The sequence below is a fragment of the Salegentibacter sp. Hel_I_6 genome (assembly GCF_000745315.1).
Taxonomy (GTDB): domain Bacteria; phylum Bacteroidota; class Bacteroidia; order Flavobacteriales; family Flavobacteriaceae; genus Salegentibacter.
Genome location: NZ_JQNQ01000001.1, coordinates 3,258,582 through 3,276,463 on the forward strand (window position 1 = coordinate 3,258,582; position 17,882 = coordinate 3,276,463).

General features: G+C 37.6%; 17 protein-coding genes. 13 read left to right on the forward strand and 4 right to left on the reverse strand.

What is annotated here, in order from left to right; genetic code table 11:
* Positions 1 to 996 precede the first annotated feature (996 nt).
* Positions 997 to 2,259: a group II intron reverse transcriptase/maturase gene (gene ltrA / locus FG27_RS14420; protein ID WP_037314197.1), complete on the reverse strand. Its 1,263-nt coding sequence runs from the start codon at positions 2,257 to 2,259 to the stop codon at positions 997 to 999.
* Between the two features lie 1,159 nt (positions 2,260 to 3,418).
* On the opposite strand from ltrA (FG27_RS14420), the gene FG27_RS14425 reads away from it, so the two are divergent.
* From FG27_RS14425 to FG27_RS14440, 4 genes are all read left to right on the forward strand, one after another.
* Complete coding sequence (locus FG27_RS14425; RefSeq protein WP_037320333.1) at positions 3,419 to 3,793, forward strand: PadR family transcriptional regulator; 375 nt, start codon at positions 3,419 to 3,421, stop codon at positions 3,791 to 3,793.
* A complete protein-coding gene (locus FG27_RS14430) occupies positions 3,790 to 4,209 on the forward strand; it encodes a hypothetical protein (RefSeq protein WP_037320335.1) in 420 nt (139 codons plus the stop codon). The genes FG27_RS14425 and FG27_RS14430 overlap by 4 nt, the downstream gene beginning before the upstream one ends.
* 184 nt (positions 4,210 to 4,393) lie before the next feature.
* Positions 4,394 to 5,005 (forward strand): hypothetical protein, encoded by a 612-nt coding sequence (locus tag FG27_RS14435; protein WP_037320337.1) that lies wholly within the window; start codon positions 4,394 to 4,396, stop codon positions 5,003 to 5,005.
* A 611-nt stretch (positions 5,006 to 5,616) separates the two neighbouring features.
* The gene (locus tag FG27_RS14440) at positions 5,617 to 6,081 is read left to right on the forward strand and encodes a hypothetical protein (protein WP_037320339.1); all 465 of its coding nucleotides are present in this window, start codon (positions 5,617 to 5,619) and stop codon (positions 6,079 to 6,081) included.
* 317 nt (positions 6,082 to 6,398) lie between these two features.
* Here the strand turns inward: FG27_RS14440 and FG27_RS14445 are convergent, their stop codons facing one another.
* Positions 6,399 to 7,454, reverse strand: a complete 1,056-nt coding sequence (locus FG27_RS14445; protein WP_037320342.1) for an IS110 family transposase — start codon at positions 7,452 to 7,454, stop codon at positions 6,399 to 6,401.
* Positions 7,455 to 7,652: 198 nt separating this feature from the next.
* On the opposite strand from FG27_RS14445, the gene FG27_RS14450 reads away from it, so the two are divergent.
* The 5 genes from FG27_RS14450 to FG27_RS14460 all read left to right on the forward strand — a co-directional run bounded on the left by FG27_RS14450 (position 7,653) and on the right by FG27_RS14460 (position 11,118).
* Entirely contained in the window at positions 7,653 to 8,846 is a 1,194-nt protein-coding gene (locus FG27_RS14450) for a S41 family peptidase (protein ID WP_037320344.1), read from the forward strand.
* 157 nt (positions 8,847 to 9,003) lie between these two features.
* Positions 9,004 to 9,795 carry a trans-aconitate 2-methyltransferase gene (locus FG27_RS14455; RefSeq protein WP_037320346.1) on the forward strand — a complete coding sequence of 264 codons (792 nt, stop codon included), beginning with the start codon at positions 9,004 to 9,006 and terminating at the stop codon, positions 9,793 to 9,795.
* 149 nt (positions 9,796 to 9,944) lie between these two features.
* The gene (locus tag FG27_RS19145; protein ID WP_156101237.1) at positions 9,945 to 10,127 is read left to right on the forward strand and encodes a hypothetical protein; all 183 of its coding nucleotides are present in this window, start codon (positions 9,945 to 9,947) and stop codon (positions 10,125 to 10,127) included.
* Positions 10,120 to 10,269: a hypothetical protein gene (locus tag FG27_RS19150; protein WP_156101238.1), complete on the forward strand. Its 150-nt coding sequence runs from the start codon at positions 10,120 to 10,122 to the stop codon at positions 10,267 to 10,269. The genes FG27_RS19145 and FG27_RS19150 overlap by 8 nt, the downstream gene beginning before the upstream one ends.
* 234 nt (positions 10,270 to 10,503) lie before the next feature.
* A complete protein-coding gene (locus FG27_RS14460) occupies positions 10,504 to 11,118 on the forward strand; it encodes a hypothetical protein (RefSeq protein WP_037320348.1) in 615 nt (204 codons plus the stop codon).
* A gap of 106 nt (positions 11,119 to 11,224) precedes the next feature.
* Here the strand turns inward: FG27_RS14460 and ltrA (FG27_RS14465) are convergent, their stop codons facing one another.
* Positions 11,225 to 12,487: a group II intron reverse transcriptase/maturase gene (ltrA, locus tag FG27_RS14465; RefSeq protein WP_037314197.1), complete on the reverse strand. Its 1,263-nt coding sequence runs from the start codon at positions 12,485 to 12,487 to the stop codon at positions 11,225 to 11,227.
* A 656-nt stretch (positions 12,488 to 13,143) separates the two neighbouring features.
* Here ltrA (FG27_RS14465) and FG27_RS14470 point away from each other — a divergent pair.
* Positions 13,144 to 13,650, forward strand: a complete 507-nt coding sequence (locus tag FG27_RS14470; protein ID WP_037320350.1) for a hypothetical protein — start codon at positions 13,144 to 13,146, stop codon at positions 13,648 to 13,650.
* Positions 13,651 to 13,804: 154 nt separating this feature from the next.
* Positions 13,805 to 14,212: a hypothetical protein gene (locus FG27_RS14475; RefSeq protein WP_037320352.1), complete on the forward strand. Its 408-nt coding sequence runs from the start codon at positions 13,805 to 13,807 to the stop codon at positions 14,210 to 14,212.
* A gap of 104 nt (positions 14,213 to 14,316) precedes the next feature.
* On the opposite strand, the gene ltrA (FG27_RS14480) is transcribed toward FG27_RS14475, so the two are convergent.
* Positions 14,317 to 15,579, reverse strand: coding sequence for a group II intron reverse transcriptase/maturase (gene ltrA / locus FG27_RS14480; protein WP_037315631.1), 1,263 nt, complete (start codon positions 15,577 to 15,579; stop codon positions 14,317 to 14,319).
* A gap of 1,104 nt (positions 15,580 to 16,683) precedes the next feature.
* On the opposite strand from ltrA (FG27_RS14480), the gene FG27_RS14485 reads away from it, so the two are divergent.
* Together FG27_RS14485 and FG27_RS19155 are read left to right on the forward strand one after the other, a co-directional pair.
* Complete coding sequence (locus FG27_RS14485; protein WP_051935868.1) at positions 16,684 to 17,289, forward strand: hypothetical protein; 606 nt, start codon at positions 16,684 to 16,686, stop codon at positions 17,287 to 17,289.
* A 182-nt stretch (positions 17,290 to 17,471) separates the two neighbouring features.
* The gene (locus FG27_RS19155; protein ID WP_156101239.1) at positions 17,472 to 17,648 is read left to right on the forward strand and encodes a hypothetical protein; all 177 of its coding nucleotides are present in this window, start codon (positions 17,472 to 17,474) and stop codon (positions 17,646 to 17,648) included.
* Positions 17,649 to 17,882 lie beyond the last annotated feature (234 nt).

Consider the following 17,882-nt stretch of genomic DNA (forward strand, 5'->3'; position numbering starts at 1 on the left):
TAAAAGAAGTCTTTTTATTTTTGCGCTTCAATCAACAGTCCCTGTTAACCTGATCCTAGCAGATAAGATAAACAGCATACAACACCATCTAACTGCAATAGCCGCAAAAATGCGACTACGGCAGTTAGATCAACGTTGTATACTATTGCTGGCAGCGAATGGTCTTCTTTTGAGGATCCTGGGCTGATTTTAGGAGGTATAGCTAAAGGAAAGAGAAGGACATACTTTTTGGTAGTGTCCCCAAGTATTTAGCGATGAGATCGTGGAGAGTTTTTTAACTATCCAAACGTTATCACGTTACTAATACTTGAGGTTAAGGTAGTTGAAGTTTTGGAAATAGTCTATGGGGCAACTCCCTTAATTTTTTACTTTAGCTATACGGACAATTTGAAAAGCCCTCCCCTTATTTCACGGATGTTTAGATCTACTTCTAAACACAATGTAAACGGGGCACGGACCTTAAAAGAAGTATTTTTATTTTTGCGCTTCAATCAACAGTCTCTGTTAACCTGATCCTGGCAGATAAGATAAACAGCATACAACACCATCTAACTGCAATAGCCGCAAAAATGCGACTACGGCAGTTAGATCAACGTTGTGAGTCATCGAGAGGATTTTTAGGGAAAAGATTGAAAATAGAGAAAGCCGGTGATTTTTGTTTTTCAATCTTTGGTCGTTTAATTAGCAAATGACGGGTAAATCGGCAATAGCTATTTATTTTAAAATCTATTTGAAGCCATTTCTGCATTGGCTCGTAAGAACTTTAAAAAAAGGCGTTTTATCGGTAATTGTAGTTTCTCTCGGGAAGAAAAAAAGCTACGTGTTATAAAATCACTCAGCCGCAAGTGGCGCTTTTTTTAGCAAATTTGGAAGTTTCGGCTTGCGGATTTGAAGACGTCTCACAATCGAGTAGACGGCTCCGCCGTTAATTGACGGAGTGCGCCTCTCACACCACCATACGTACGGGTCTCGTATACGGCGGTTCGATAATGAAACTTATCGATTATAGTATTCGATTAAACCAACATAACCTTTCATTTTTAAGCGTTTTATGGTAATAGTGGTACGCAAGATAGGACTCTGGGCTACAGCCCAGCCGCCCATTCGGGTGCGACTCCAGGCATAGGCTTGATCTGGATTAATACCCAATCGAATAAGGTTTTTCCGTTTTCGTTCGGGCTTTTTCCAGTGATGCCAGATGCAATACCGTAAACGATTCCTTAGCCATTCTTCCAGCTTCTTAAGCTTTCCCTGAATGGATGCCGGTTTAAAGTAATTGATCCAGCCCCTTAACAATAAGTTGATGCTGTGGATACGTTCTTCAAAGCTTGCAGGAATTGTCTTTTTGGTAATATATTTAAGTTTTGACTTAAATATTTCCCATTTTGACGCTTCTGCCACAAGCTGGTATTTGGCCTTTTCTCCTTTCTTGTAGGTTGGTACAAAACCAAATCCCAATACCTTAAAGGTTAAAGGTTTACGTATGCCACTTTTCTCCCTATTGATTGGAAGCCGGAGTTTGTCCCGGAGAAATTTGTAGATACTATTACCTACGCGTTTCGCAGCGGGTTTACTTCGAACGTAAATACTAAAATCATCGGCATATCTTACATAGCGGTGTCCTCGCTTTTCCAGTTCTTTATCCAGCTCATTGAGCAGAATATTGGAGAGCAAAGGACTTAAGGGAGAACCTTGCGGGACTCCTTTCCTGCGTTTATGCAACTTGTCGTTAATTTGTATCGGAGCTCTTAAAAATGACCGCAATAACTTTAAAGTAGCCCGGCATTTTACCTTTTTGAATATCAAGTCTAACAGTACATCGTGGGCCACTTCATCAAAGAAGCTCTTTAAATCAATATCGACGATGTTTTGGTAGCCAGAATTGATATTTTCAAGGCTCTGTGCAACGGCTTGATGGGCATTGCGGTTTGGTCTGAATCCATAACTATAATTTTGAAAGGCTGGCTCAAATACTGGTTGCAAAACCTGATGTAATGCTTGCTGAAATACCCTGTCGACAACCGTGGGAATACCGAGTAAACGTTTCTTCCCGTTGCTTTTTGGTATTTCAACTCCCAGTATTGGAGCCACCTGATATTCCCCTCGTTCTATCTGCCGGGCGTATTGTTTACCGTGAGCTTTTAGAATAGATTGGAGTCCTGTTATTTGGACGTTATCTATACCTGCTGCTCCTTTGTTGCGATACACCTGACGGAAGGCTTGGTTTAGGTTCTTTTTACTTGTTAATTCTTTAATCATTAATACTAAAACAAATTTGTTGTCTCGCTTGATCGAAGGCTATTATTCTACCGGAAGGCTATCCGTAACATAAAATAACTCCAAGGTTCATTAAAGACCATTATCGTTCAGTCCTTCACCGGCTTATCAGGTGACCGGCTACTATGACTTCGGCTGACTTCTCCATCAAGCCATCCCGTGGCTATGGAGATCTCCCCAGGTAAGAACATCTTCTTTCCCCTGATTCCTGCCGGATCTACTACTTCGGTATTCATTTCGAAAGAAATGTTTAGGACATCACAATGATGTGCTTGCTCATCCAACCTTGTAGCCTCATATCCGGTTCCTGTTCGTCAGCACCAGGGTTTGTAGTCCCGCTTCCTTCAGTCCCAACTTCGCAGTTGGCAACCTTGCGGCTTACTAATGGTTCAAGGCGTCACCCCTGCCCATAAGGGACTTGCACCCTTTAGATTAATCTTTTACCTTTCGGTAAAAGAAAAGATGCCCATGCTGGGCACACACAAAATATAAAAACAATGCTTTAATTTAGTCTCAAACCGAAACTATGTGCGTTTTTGCTACGCCTGGTTTTTCCTAAGGTAAAATCATTGCTTATATGCAGCACAGTTTTTATACGAGACGTTGTGAGTCATCGAGAGGATTTTTAGGGAAAAGATTGAAAATAGAGAAAGCCGGTGATTTTTGTTTTTCAATCTTTGGTCGTTTAATTAGCAAATGACGGGTAAATCGGCAATAGCTATTTATTTTAAAATCTATTTGAAGCCATTTCTGCATTGGCTCGTAAGAACTTTAAAAAAAGGCGTTTTATCGGTAATTGTAGTTTCTCTCGGGAAGAAAAAAAGCTACGTGTTATAAAATCACTCAGCCGCAAGTGGCGCTTTTTTTAGCAAATTTGGAAGTTTCGGCTTGCGGATTTGAAGACGTCTCACAACAAAATATAAAAACAATGCTTTAATTTAGTCTCAAACCGAAACTATGTGCGTTTTTGCTACGCCTGGTTTTTCCTAAGGTAAAATCATTGCTTATATGCAGCACAGTTTTTATACGAGACGTTAGCTACAATTTGTTGATAAATCCTTAGAGTTTTATATCTATTTGTCAAAATAAAAAATATTACTACATTTGTATTATTCAAGTTGTATAATACAAACAGAAAACAATGAAAAGTGAGGACAATTTAAATGAACTATTGTTTTCTTGGGAAAACACATATAAGAAAGGTCAATTGACACTTTGGATTTTTATGGCACTTCAAGAAAGCCGAAAATACGTCGATGAAATTAAAAGTTTCATTGAAAAGAAATCGAACGGAACAATAAGTTGCGAAGAACAAAGCTTATATAGAGCATTAAGAAAATATGAACATATTAATGTTTTAACTTTTGAGTTAAAAGAAGGAAATAAAGGTCCTGAAAGAAAATATTATTCTTTGACAAATTTAGGACACGAACTTTTCGTTCAGTTTGTGAATAGAAACATTAAACTTTTTTATTCAGAAGAAATTAAAAACATTTTAAAATTAAATGAGCAATGAAAACCATCACACTTGATTTAATGAAATTTGCACTAACTGTAACAATACTAACTATATTATTTAGATATTCTTTGAGTTACGGAATAGAAAACCTATTAGGGATTGTAATTACTCTATCCGCAGTAATTTACGGGATTTCAATGTTTATATCTGGTTGGTATTTTGGAAGAAAGGATGGAGAATACTTACCAATATTTGATGTCGGATTCAGATTTCATCTTACAACATATTTAATTCATAATGGGATATCATTATTGTGGATTGGACTTGGATTTGGCTCAAAATATGAAAACTTAAATGTTCCTATTATGGTTGTTATTATTTGGGGTGTTTTTCTATTAATACATTTCATCTTTTATCTTTGGGCAAGAAGAAATTCAATTCATAATTTGAATAAAGAAGACATATTTGAATAATGAAAACAGTAGCTAACAGCATATAAAAACAATGCTTAAGTTAGTCTCAAATCGAAGTTTCGTACTCATTTGCTACGTTGGTTTTCATGCGGACAATCAAGCTTGCCAGGTGCACTGTTTTTATACGAGACGTTGTAACGCATTTACAAAAACACAAAAGCTGATTATTATCTGACAGAAAAATATGATAAAAACAAAACTCCTAATCTCTTTAGCCATATTATTCATTGCCTCCTGCTCTGCTCAAGAAAAGGAAATAGAAAAAGACCTGCAAAGTTGTATAAAACAAGAACTTAAAGATTTAAGACCAGAGAGCACTGATTTTTATAAAATTATGGTTGAGATGGAAGAGAGGATGTTGGAAAAGGGAGTTTTAAAAGATAACAAAAGGAAAGATTATCAGAATTTGTTTGGTAACATTTCTCCAGAATCTGAAAAGATAGAAGAATTTTACAAGGAAAATATAGAATACTTAGACAACAACTTTCCATTTCATCTTTTTCTTGCCAATGATATAATATTCAACCAATGCCCATATAAAGTTTCCTCCTCAAATAAAGAGCAACAGATCTATAAACAAGGGGAACTACAAAACAAAATAATGGAAAGCGGTTTTGAGAATTTAAAATTGAACAAAAAACTGATCACGAATGTTAGGGAATCCGATTTTCAAAAAATTGTTTATAGGGCGCCAGTCATTCTTCTAACATTGATCAATATTGATCGGAAATTTAATCCCGACCGTGAAAAAATTGAAGAGTATAAAAAAGATAGACACTTTCTCAATAAAAATTAAAACGCGTTACAACAATATATAAAAACAATGCTCAAATATTGTCTTGAATCGAAACTCTGCGCTCGCTTGCAACGCCTGATCGTCCTGCGGACAATCACGCTCGCCGGCTCGCACAGTTTTTATACGAGACGTTGTATACTATTGCTGGCAGCGAATGGTCTTCTTTTGAGGATCCTGGGCTGATTTTAGGAGGTATAGCTAAAGGAAAGAGAAGGACATACTTTTTGGTAGTGTCCCCAAGTATTTAGCGATGAGATCGTGGAGAGTTTTTTAACTATCCAAACGTTATCACGTTACTAATACTTGAGGTTAAGGTAGTTGAAGTTTTGGAAATAGTCTATGGGGCAACTCCCTTAATTTTTTACTTTAGCTATACGGACAATTTGAAAAGCCCTCCCCTTATTTCACGGATGTTTAGATCTACTTCTAAACACAATGTAAACGGGGCACGGACCTTAAAAGAAGTATTTTTATTTTTGCGCTTCAATCAACAGTCTCTGTTAACCTGATCCTGGCAGATAAGATAAACAGCATACAACACCATCTAACTGCAATAGCCGCAAAAATGCGACTACGGCAGTTAGATCAACGTTGGCAACAAGCTCCGAAAAATGAAAAGACAACATTTCATATTCGCTTTATTTCTTCTGACCATTATTGGCTGTGGAAGCATAAATAACGGATTAGAAAAAGAAAAAATAGTTTTTAAACCAGAAGATACTGGAATTAGAAAAACCTACACGATTCGAGTACCCGATCTTGAGGAAAACGAAAAGACAATACTCCAAGAATTCGGAGGGCACGGACACGGATTTAGAGTTGTTTATGCGGACTCTTCAATAATTTATTATACCAATGATGACGCTATCGCAACTCCAAATTTCAAGAACTATGAAACTATAGGTTGGCTGGGATTTGATCTTTTGAATAAGAAAAAAGATACAATTGTTCACGGACAACAGGACAATGGACTTTTTTGGAAAGAAATAAAAGTAGGTGAAGAGTTTATTGGCTATCTAAATGTTTCACCAGCTGATAAAGAACTTTTTGATGAATCGATAAAAACACTGAAATAAAGCCAGTTGCCAACAATATATCCTATGAAAAGCAATAACCTGCTCTCTCAAATTTAATATTTTAATTTTTCTTATTTCATTCCTATATATATTTTAACGCGTTTAATTCTGATTGAAGCTTTGCTTCAGTTAGAATTCAATGCAAAATAACCTGCTCCGCATCCTATATGTGGTCACTTCTAATGAGTGCCACCAGCATCATTATGATTGGTTAATTAAGTCTATCCACTAGCTAAAAAATGTGATCCTGAAATGGCCACCTATATTGTTTTGTGGTATAGACTTTTAATATTTTGAGCTTGGTCATGAGTTATAGATTATGATATCACTCCAATTTCATAAGGAGTTTTAGTTTTAATCACTGCTAAAGTTCGGCTCAGTAATTTGTGAGCCACTTTTACTATTATTTTTTTGACGTCTTTGCCCAGGTGCTGGCGATAATAAGCCTGCATTACAGGATCTGTTCTAATTGCCTGCCATGCAGCTTCCACAAAATATGATCGGATTAGTCTGTGACACCTGGGGTTCATCCCCATTGATTTTGAATTAACTCCACTTTGATATATGCTGGGAGCCAAACCAACATAACCTGCCAAATGTTTTAAGCTGCTAAATCGCCTTAGATCACCCAGTTCAGCGATGATTCCAACTGCTACAATTCCTCCAATACCAGGAATGCTCCTTAGTAGATAGAAATCCTGCTTAAAATGTTTACGGCAATAAGCTCTTAACTGGCTCGATACATCTCGAAGTTCCTTATCAATAAAACGAAAATTACGCATCTTACTGGCCATACATTCCCTTGCAGTACCAAAAACAAACTTTTGGCTATCTACCCAATGACGAAAATCGTGGCTCCAGTGATCATTATCAAACTCAGGAGGAACTTTGACTCCATAATAGAGCAACTGCATTTTAATTACAGATTTGACACGTCTGAAGTCTTTAACCAGTTCATTACGGCGTCGGAAAAGGCTACGGAGTTCTTCCCGTTCTATATCGGGAACTATGATACTCTCAAGACGACCGTCTTTGAGTTCTCTGCTAATGAGCTGGGCATCGATTCTATCGGTTTTGGTGTATCGTTCTTTTCCCTTTCGTTGAATATCGGCCGGATTTACCACCAGGGATCTCCAGCCAAAATTTACAAAACTACGATGAGCAGCATAACCACAACAACCCGCTTCATAGGCAGTGGAGACTTCGTGGTCCGGAAAATGTTTTTGAACATATTCCCGTAACTTCTCAGGCTCCGGTGGCATAGTAAAAGATTTACCGGCAAAAAGATCGGTGCTGCAGTGTATTTTCCAGCTCCTCTTGTGGATGTCAATTCCTATGAATAACTTTGGTAAGGCAGTAACTCGGGATTCCATATCTTTAGTTTTTATGGTGAATATTAAAGATACTCGATTACTGCTTTTTCATTGATGCTAAAAACAATGCTCAATTTGTTCTTGAATCGAAACCCCGTGTTCGCTTGCATAGCGGATTGTCCTGCGGACAATCACGCTCGCCCGCTCGCACAGTTTTTATACGGGACGTTAGTGGCAATTTAATAACCAAATTTACCTATGAAGATAAAACTTTTTATCAACTACATTTTTCTTGTTTTACTATTTGCAACAAATACGCTTTTTTCACAAACTAATTATCAAAAAGACTTTATTGAAATTTGGACAGACATCGATAATCATTACGCATATTTAGATCAGCAAGACATTGATTGGGAGAAGGTCAGGGAAATTTACGAACCGAAAGCTGCAAAAGTATCAAATGACTATGAATTTATTCAGTTTTTAGAAAGCGTTTTAAATGAACTTCATAACGGTCATTCCTCACTAAATACAAACTTAAAATCATCCAATAGGTTAATCCCTTCGGGTTCGGATATCTATGTTGAAAAATCAGGTAATAAATATTACATAAAGGATTTGCGAAAAGGCTTTGGTGCAGACTTATCGGGTCTAAAAATCGGAATGGAAGTCAAACTTTTCAACGGTAAACCCATTCAAGGTCAATTGACAAAATTCCTTCCAATATTTACGGACGAACCCACTCAAGAAATGTATCAGTATGCTCTTGATATGCTCTTTGCGGGCACACACGATACGGAGAGGGAAGTTACAGTATTTGAAAAAGGGATGGAAAAAACATATTGTCCGATTTCATACAGAAATAGGGATGAATTGTTATATAGCAAAATTTTTAATAACAGCACTGCGTATATCAAAATCAACAATTCCTTAGGGAACAATAATCTGATTGCAGCGTTTGACCAAACACTTGATAGTTTACTTCATTATCAAAATCTAATCATTGATTTGACCGAAACGCCGGGAGGAGGAAATACAACCGTTGCACGAGCTGTAATGGGAAGATTTACTAACAAACTTCTTCCTTATCAAATTCACGAGTTTGATGAAAAAGAATACCAAACTAAGAGACATTGGATGGAATATGTGACACCAAGAAAAGATGTCTACAAAGGTAAGGTTTATATACTTGTAGGACATTGGACCGGAAGTATGGGAGAAGGTATGGCAATTGGTTTTGATGGAATGAAACGAGCGAAAATTATTGGAACTCAAATGGCAGGACTCCTCGGTGCTATTTCAAATTTTCAACTGAGTGAAACTAAGATAGGTTTTCAGTTTCCTACCGAAAGACTATATCATATAAACGGGACGCCCAGAGAAAAATTTGTTCCCGGAATTTTGACTGAGCACACTGAAGAGACAATGCAAAAAGCCAGAGAAATCAGATAAAGAAACTGCCACTAACATTATATAAAAACAATGCTTTAATTTAGTCTCAAATCGGAACTATGTGCGTTTTTTGCTACGCCTGATTTTTCCTACGGAAAATCAACGCTGGCAATCGCCGCACAGTTTTTATACGAGACGTTAGCAAACATTAATAAAAATGAACGATACAATATCAAAATGGAAACCCGAACTGTATAATGATAAACATTCATTCGTTTATCATTACGGAGAAAATCTGATAAAATTGCTCGATCCAAAAAATAATGAACGGATTTTGGATTTAGGGTGTGGATCTGGACAATTGACTTTTAAAATAAACGAACTAGCAAAAGAAGCAGTGGGCATTGATAAATCTGATGAGATGATTGCAGATGCCAAATTAAAATTCCCTGATGTTAAATTTCAGGTTGCAGATGCCGGAAATTTTAGTTTCGATAAAAAATTTGACTCGATTTTTTCAAACGCAGCACTTCATTGGGTAAAAGACTATAAGAGTGCAGTAAAATGTATGTATGAAAATCTGAAGCCGACTGGAAAAGTTGTGGTTGAATTTGGAGGAAAAGGAAATGTGCAAACTATAGTGCAGCAATTGAGAGATTCTTTGCGAAACAGAGGTTATATAAAACAATCTAATTTGGATTTATGGTATTTCCCATCAATAGGTGAATATTCAACTGAACTTGAATCGGCTGGTTTCAGGGTGCTTTTCGCAGAGCATTATGATCGACCGACAGAACTTGCAGACGAGAATTCTGGAATAAAGGATTGGATTTCAATGTTTGCAGGGAGTTTTTTCTTCGGAGTCACCAATAATCATATTGAGGAAATTAAAAATGAAGTACAAGAAAATATAAAAGAAAAATGTTTAATTGACGGGAAATGGTTTGCAGACTATAAAAGGATTAGAATAATCGCAATAAAACAAGAAACGTTTGCTAACAACATATAAAAACAATGCTTAATTTGTTTGGAATCGAAACTCCGTGCTCGCTTGCAACGCCTGATTGTCCTGCGGACAATCAAGCTCGCCCGCTCGCAAAGTTTTTATACGAGACGTTACCAACAATAGCTCCTGAAAAAAAATAAAACCAAATTGGAATGAAAATTAATAAAATAGGATTCTATATTTTAAACGTGATTTTATTCTCTGCAATAATAATCGGACAGTATGAATGGATAGAGCCACAGACTGTAATTTCAATATTTATAATACCAGCGTTTATATTATCTGCATCCTTGACCTATGGAGTAACAAATAAAAAAACTAATAGAAATGAATAAAGTTCGAATAACAGGGTTAGTTATCCTTCTTTTTGGCTTGGCAGCACATTTTTTAATGGATTTGAACGGATTTTGGATTGGAGCAAGTATAGGAATTGGAATTGGACTTCTGGTGATAGGGAAAATTAAAAAAGTTTGGTGACCGACTTGAAAAATGACACAAAAAATTACTGTTCGTTTTGCCCTTACTCGGTCGCGTCGCTAAAGTTGGTAACAACATATAAAAACAATGCTTAATTTATTCTCGAATCGAAGTTTCGTGCTCGCTTGCAACGCCTGATTGTCCTGCGGACAATCAAGCTCGCCAGCTCGCACTGTTTTTATACGAGACGTTGGCAGCAATGCGGCAAAAAAAATTTAGATTGAAAATAAATATATGATTAAAATTTATCGAGCACACTTACTTATCGGAATCCTCTATTTTTTCCTTTATAATTCGGCTTATGCTCAAGATTTAGATGATCCTAAAGAAAATGAATCTACCGACAACATTGAAATTGGAATTAAACCACAATTTACGGCAATTATGGTTCCATTTGAAAATTATCCATCTGATAGAAACCCTGATTATGAAATTGGAAATAACTCTAGAATTTATGGTCTTGAAATTTCAGCGTCATTAAATTATAAATCTATCATTGGATTTGGAGCAGGAATTGGTTCAGAAAAGATTTTATTAGAAAATGAAACTATCGAATATTTTCCCGTATTTATTGAATTAACCCCATTTCCAGTGAAAAATCCGAAAAAAGGTTTTGCATCATTTTCTGGAAGAATTGGAACTCATCTAGGAAATTTAGATAAAAAAGGATTTTATTTAAGAGCGGATTTAGGTTATTACATTCCTTTGGTTGAACATATCACTCTATATTTTAAAGGCTTATATACACATCAAACTTTATTTAAAACATTTTCTAATTCAAGAAGACCTACAAATAGGTATACCTTCGATGGAGTTGGTTTCGGTTTTGGTTTAGAATTTTATCTTTAAACGCACAGCTGCCAATCGAGTAGACGGCTCCGCCGTTAATTGACGGAGTGCGCCTCTCACACCACCATACGTACGGGTCTCGTATACGGCGGTTCGATAATGAAACTTATCGATTATAGTATTCGATTAAACCAACATAACCTTTCATTTTTAAGCGTTTTATGGTAATAGTGGTACGCAAGATAGGACTCTGGGCTACAGCCCAGCCGCCCATTCGGGTGCGACTCCAGGCATAGGCTTGATCTGGATTAATACCCAATCGAATAAGGTTTTTCCGTTTTCGTTCGGGCTTTTTCCAGTGATGCCAGATGCAATACCGTAAACGATTCCTTAGCCATTCTTCCAGCTTCTTAAGCTTTCCCTGAATGGATGCCGGTTTAAAGTAATTGATCCAGCCCCTTAACAATAAGTTGATGCTGTGGATACGTTCTTCAAAGCTTGCAGGAATTGTCTTTTTGGTAATATATTTAAGTTTTGACTTAAATATTTCCCATTTTGACGCTTCTGCCACAAGCTGGTATTTGGCCTTTTCTCCTTTCTTGTAGGTTGGTACAAAACCAAATCCCAATACCTTAAAGGTTAAAGGTTTACGTATGCCACTTTTCTCCCTATTGATTGGAAGCCGGAGTTTGTCCCGGAGAAATTTGTAGATACTATTACCTACGCGTTTCGCAGCGGGTTTACTTCGAACGTAAATACTAAAATCATCGGCATATCTTACATAGCGGTGTCCTCGCTTTTCCAGTTCTTTATCCAGCTCATTGAGCAGAATATTGGAGAGCAAAGGACTTAAGGGAGAACCTTGCGGGACTCCTTTCCTGCGTTTATGCAACTTGTCGTTAATTTGTATCGGAGCTCTTAAAAATGACCGCAATAACTTTAAAGTAGCCCGGCATTTTACCTTTTTGAATATCAAGTCTAACAGTACATCGTGGGCCACTTCATCAAAGAAGCTCTTTAAATCAATATCGACGATGTTTTGGTAGCCAGAATTGATATTTTCAAGGCTCTGTGCAACGGCTTGATGGGCATTGCGGTTTGGTCTGAATCCATAACTATAATTTTGAAAGGCTGGCTCAAATACTGGTTGCAAAACCTGATGTAATGCTTGCTGAAATACCCTGTCGACAACCGTGGGAATACCGAGTAAACGTTTCTTCCCGTTGCTTTTTGGTATTTCAACTCCCAGTATTGGAGCCACCTGATATTCCCCTCGTTCTATCTGCCGGGCGTATTGTTTACCGTGAGCTTTTAGAATAGATTGGAGTCCTGTTATTTGGACGTTATCTATACCTGCTGCTCCTTTGTTGCGATACACCTGACGGAAGGCTTGGTTTAGGTTCTTTTTACTTGTTAATTCTTTAATCATTAATACTAAAACAAATTTGTTGTCTCGCTTGATCGAAGGCTATTATTCTACCGGAAGGCTATCCGTAACATAAAATAACTCCAAGGTTCATTAAAGACCATTATCGTTCAGTCCTTCACCGGCTTATCAGGTGACCGGCTACTATGACTTCGGCTGACTTCTCCATCAAGCCATCCCGTGGCTATGGAGATCTCCCCAGGTAAGAACATCTTCTTTCCCCTGATTCCTGCCGGATCTACTACTTCGGTATTCATTTCGAAAGAAATGTTTAGGACATCACAATGATGTGCTTGCTCATCCAACCTTGTAGCCTCATATCCGGTTCCTGTTCGTCAGCACCAGGGTTTGTAGTCCCGCTTCCTTCAGTCCCAACTTCGCAGTTGGCAACCTTGCGGCTTACTAATGGTTCAAGGCGTCACCCCTGCCCATAAGGGACTTGCACCCTTTAGATTAATCTTTTACCTTTCGGTAAAAGAAAAGATGCCCATGCTGGGCACACACAAAATATAAAAACAATGCTATAACCTGTCTCAAATCGAAACTTCGTGCTTGCTAGCTTTGCGGATTGTCCACAGGACAATCCCGCTCGCCAGCTCGCACAGTTTTTATACGAGACGTTGCCAGCAATATAACCAAACAGGTAAAGGAAAAAATAAATGGATAAAATTCTAAGACTTTTTATTGGTGTTATTCAAATCGTAGGCGGATTGATATTAGTTTACGCCTTTTTTAATAGATTAGCAGAAGTTGGAATGGTTAGTTTTCTCACAGTTACCTTGCCTTTATTAATTCTAATTGGTATATGTATATATGCAGGAACGCATTTGATTCTTAATAGACCAATAGGCATCGCTCTTTCTATTTTTAATTTTGCATTACAATTATTTCAGTTTAGTTTCTTTGGAATTTATTGGTATTATTTTATCGGACCTTATGTTAGTTTTGGATACCAAAAACCTGCCACTTCGGATTATAACTTTTGGATAGACTACGAATATTTTACGGGGACATCTATAATCTACCTTCGGGATGACTCTGAGTCTCACTTTCTTCTAATAAACCTTGTGGCTTTAATAATGATCCTGGCTTTAATCTACTTGAGAGTTAATTTTAAAGATTCAATAGTGCCTCTCGAAAAAAATACTGCTGGCAACAATATATAAAAACAATGCTAAATCTTGTCTTGAATCGAAAATCATTGCTCGCTAGCTCAGCGGATTGTCCTGCGGACAATCACGCTCGCCCGCTCGCACAGTTTTTATACGGGACGTTGGCAACAAACCAAATATAATTTGTAGATAAAATAAAAAACAGTAAATGGAGAAAAAAATACAATTAATTGAAAATCTTAATAAATACGATGAAGTTTTTACTGAGAAGGAAAACATCGTTACAATAAAAACTCCTGAACCTCTTATTTTTCACGTTGATTTTTCTAAAAGTAAAATTCAAATTTATTCAGAACTTAAAGGTTTTAATTTATTGACAGGTATAATTGGAATGAAATTCGAAAAAGTTTTAGGCTATATTTCAATCATGCTCATTTTATTTATGATAATTTTTCTTTTCCCATTACTAAAACAGGATGGAGATGTAGGTAATACTCAAGTCATCATTTCCATAATTCCAATAATAACAGTTATTTGTTGGACATGCCTGTATTATTTAAACTATAGATTTAAGTATGAAAATTATAAAAACCGGATTATAGAATGGACGAAATAGGGTCAGTTGCCAATCGAGTAGACGGCTCCGCCGTTAATTGACGGAGTGCGCCTCTCACACCACCATACGTACGGGTCTCGTATACGGCGGTTCGATAATGAAACTTATCGATTATAGTATTCGATTAAACCAACATAACCTTTCATTTTTAAGCGTTTTATGGTAATAGTGGTACGCAAGATAGGACTCTGGGCTACAGCCCAGCCGCCCATTCGGGTGCGACTCCAGGCATAGGCTTGATCTGGATTAATACCCAATCGAATAAGGTTTTTCCGTTTTCGTTCGGGCTTTTTCCAGTGATGCCAGATGCAATACCGTAAACGATTCCTTAGCCATTCTTCCAGCTTCTTAAGCTTTCCCTGAATGGATGCCGGTTTAAAGTAATTGATCCAGCCCCTTAACAATAAGTTGATGCTGTGGATACGTTCTTCAAAGCTTGCAGGAATTGTCTTTTTGGTAATATATTTAAGTTTTGACTTAAATATTTCCCATTTTGACGCTTCTGCCACAAGCTGGTATTTGGCCTTTTCTCCTTTCTTGTAGGTTGGTACAAAACCAAATCCCAATACCTTAAAGGTTAAAGGTTTACGTATGCCACTTTTCTCCCTATTGATTGGAAGCCGGAGTTTGTCCCGGAGAAATTTGTAGATACTATTACCTACGCGTTTCGCAGCGGGTTTACTTCGAACGTAAATACTAAAATCATCGGCATATCTTACATAGCGGTGTCCTCGCTTTTCCAGTTCTTTATCCAGCTCATTGAGCAGAATATTGGAGAGCAAAGGACTTAAGGGAGAACCTTGCGGGACTCCTTTCCTGCGTTTATGCAACTTGCCGTTAATTTGTATCGGAGCTCTTAAAAATGACCGCAATAACTTTAAAGTAGCCCGGCATTTTACCTTTTTGAATATCAAGTCTAACAGTACATCGTGGGCCACTTCATCAAAGAAGCTCTTTAAATCAATATCGACGATGTTTTGGTAGCCAGAATTGATATTTTCAAGGCTCTGTGCAACGGCTTGATGGGCATTGCGGTTTGGTCTGAATCCATAACTATAATTTTGAAAGGCTGGCTCAAATACTGGTTGCAAAACCTGATGTAATGCTTGCTGAAATACCCTGTCGACAACCGTGGGAATACCGAGTAAACGTTTCTTCCCGTTGCTTTTTGGTATTTCAACTCCCAGTATTGGAGCCACCTGATATTCCCCTCGTTCTATCTGCCGGGCGTATTGTTTACCGTGAGCTTTTAGAATAGATTGGAGTCCTGTTATTTGGACGTTATCTATACCTGCTGCTCCTTTGTTGCGATACACCTGACGGAAGGCTTGGTTTAGGTTCTTTTTACTTGTTAATTCTTTAATCATTAATACTAAAACAAATTTGTTGTCTCGCTTGATCGAAGGCTATTATTCTACCGGAAGGCTATCCGTAACATAAAATAACTCCAAGGTTCATTAAAGACCATTATCGTTCAGTCCTTCACCGGCTTATCAGGTGACCGGCTACTATGACTTCGGCTGACTTCTCCATCAAGCCATCCCGTGGCTATGGAGATCTCCCCAGGTAAGAACATCTTCTTTCCCCTGATTCCTGCCGGATCTACTACTTCGGTATTCATTTCGAAAGAAATGTTTAGGACATCACAATGATGTGCTTGCTCATCCAACCTTGTAGCCTCATATCCGGTTCCTGTTCGTCAGCACCAGGGTTTGTAGTCCCGCTTCCTTCAGTCCCAACTTCGCAGTTGGCAACCTTGCGGCTTACTAATGGTTCAAGGCGTCACCCCTGCCCATAAGGGACTTGCACCCTTTAGATTAATCTTTTACCTTTCGGTAAAAGAAAAGATGCCCATGCTGGGCACACACAATGTATATACAAAATAGGCGAAATAGCAGTAAATTCAACGGTTGTAGCTCGCTTCAACTTCATCTCGGTTTGATAAGTTTGAAGCCCGCAATCGCCTACTTTGCATATACTAAACGTTGTATACTATTGCTGGCAGCGAATGGTCTTCTTTTGAGGATCCTGGGCTGATTTTAGGAGGTATAGCTAAAGGAAAGAGAAGGACATACTTTTTGGTAGTGTCCCCAAGTATTTAGCGATGAGATCGTGGAGAGTTTTTTAACTATCCAAACGTTATCACGTTACTAATACTTGAGGTTAAGGTAGTTGAAGTTTTGGAAATAGTCTATGGGGCAACTCCCTTAATTTTTTACTTTAGCTATACGGACAATTTGAAAAGCCCTCCCCTTATTTCACGGATGTTTAGATCTACTTCTAAACACAATGTAAACGGGGCACGGACCTTAAAAGAAGTATTTTTATTTTTGCGCTTCAATCAACAGTCTCTGTTAACCTGATCCTGGCAGATAAGATAAACAGCATACAACACCATCTAACTGCAATAGCCGCAAAAATGCGACTACGGCAGTTAGATCAACGTTGGGCACTATTTGAAAAAAACAAGAATGATTGAGCTTCAAACACCGACAAACGACCTAGTTGACAAGTACATTGACCAATTCAACAATGACGAGAGATACTATCCTGCTGACCAAGCCATAATCAATCTCTTTGACGCATTTCCCGACAACAAAAAATTAGAGGACATCCTCCTGAAATTGAGCGTTATCAATGACCTGTACAGTACGAACATTCTTGGGACTTTCAAAATGGCAAAGCACATTCAACAATGCGACATTGACAAAGGACTAAAAACGGGCGACCCTGACATTGTTCATCAAATTGCCACAGGACACGACATCAGGACAAAAAAGAACAATAAGGAAATTAACTTCTATTCCTTTGCAACAAAATATTGCAATTGGCACAACAGAGACAATTACGCCATTTATGACAGTTTCGTTGACAAGGTTTTAATGGCTTACAAACGGAAAGACAAGTTTTCAACCTTTAGACAATCTGACCTAAAGGACTTTAGTAAATTCAAGAAAATCATTGAGGACTTTGCCGACCATTACAACCTGACAAGGCATAATTTAAAAGAGATTGACAAGTTTTTATGGATTTACGGCAAGGAGAAGTTTCCTGCAAGCTATGACAAAAAAGAATAAAAAACAGTGCCCAACAAAGGCTAAGAAAACATGCGGGCTGACAGGGGAAAATGAAGTTTAGTACATTAAATAAAAATTGGTTTTCAGTTGACAGATACGTGTTCCAAAACCCGCACGTTTCTTAGCCACGGCCGTTACCCACAATTGCTCCGAAATAGAATTAAAAATTTAAATTGAAAAATATGTCTACAAAAGTGAAAATTATTGGATTGGTCTCATTCTGTTTATGGGTAATTGGTAGTTATTTAATTTATAATGAAACTAATGGTAAAGCTGTAAGTATAGCGGTTGCTGTAATAATAATTGCTGGATTATATTCTCAAATAAAAAGAGATCAAAAAGAAAGCTCAAAATTTTAAAAATCGCTTTTGTTTTATTAGAACAAATTGAAATGTGGCTGATCGGACTGATAAGCAGCACTAATTTATTGGACTTGATTATTCAATCCGCCAAGAAGGCTTAAATCAGCGGACTTTTACTCTCCCGCTAATGAAATGCGGCTTTAGTGAACGTGCTTACTCTAATGTGTCGCAAAAGTGGGTAACAACGTATAAAAACAATGCTTAAATTAGTCTCGAATCGAAAGTCCGTGC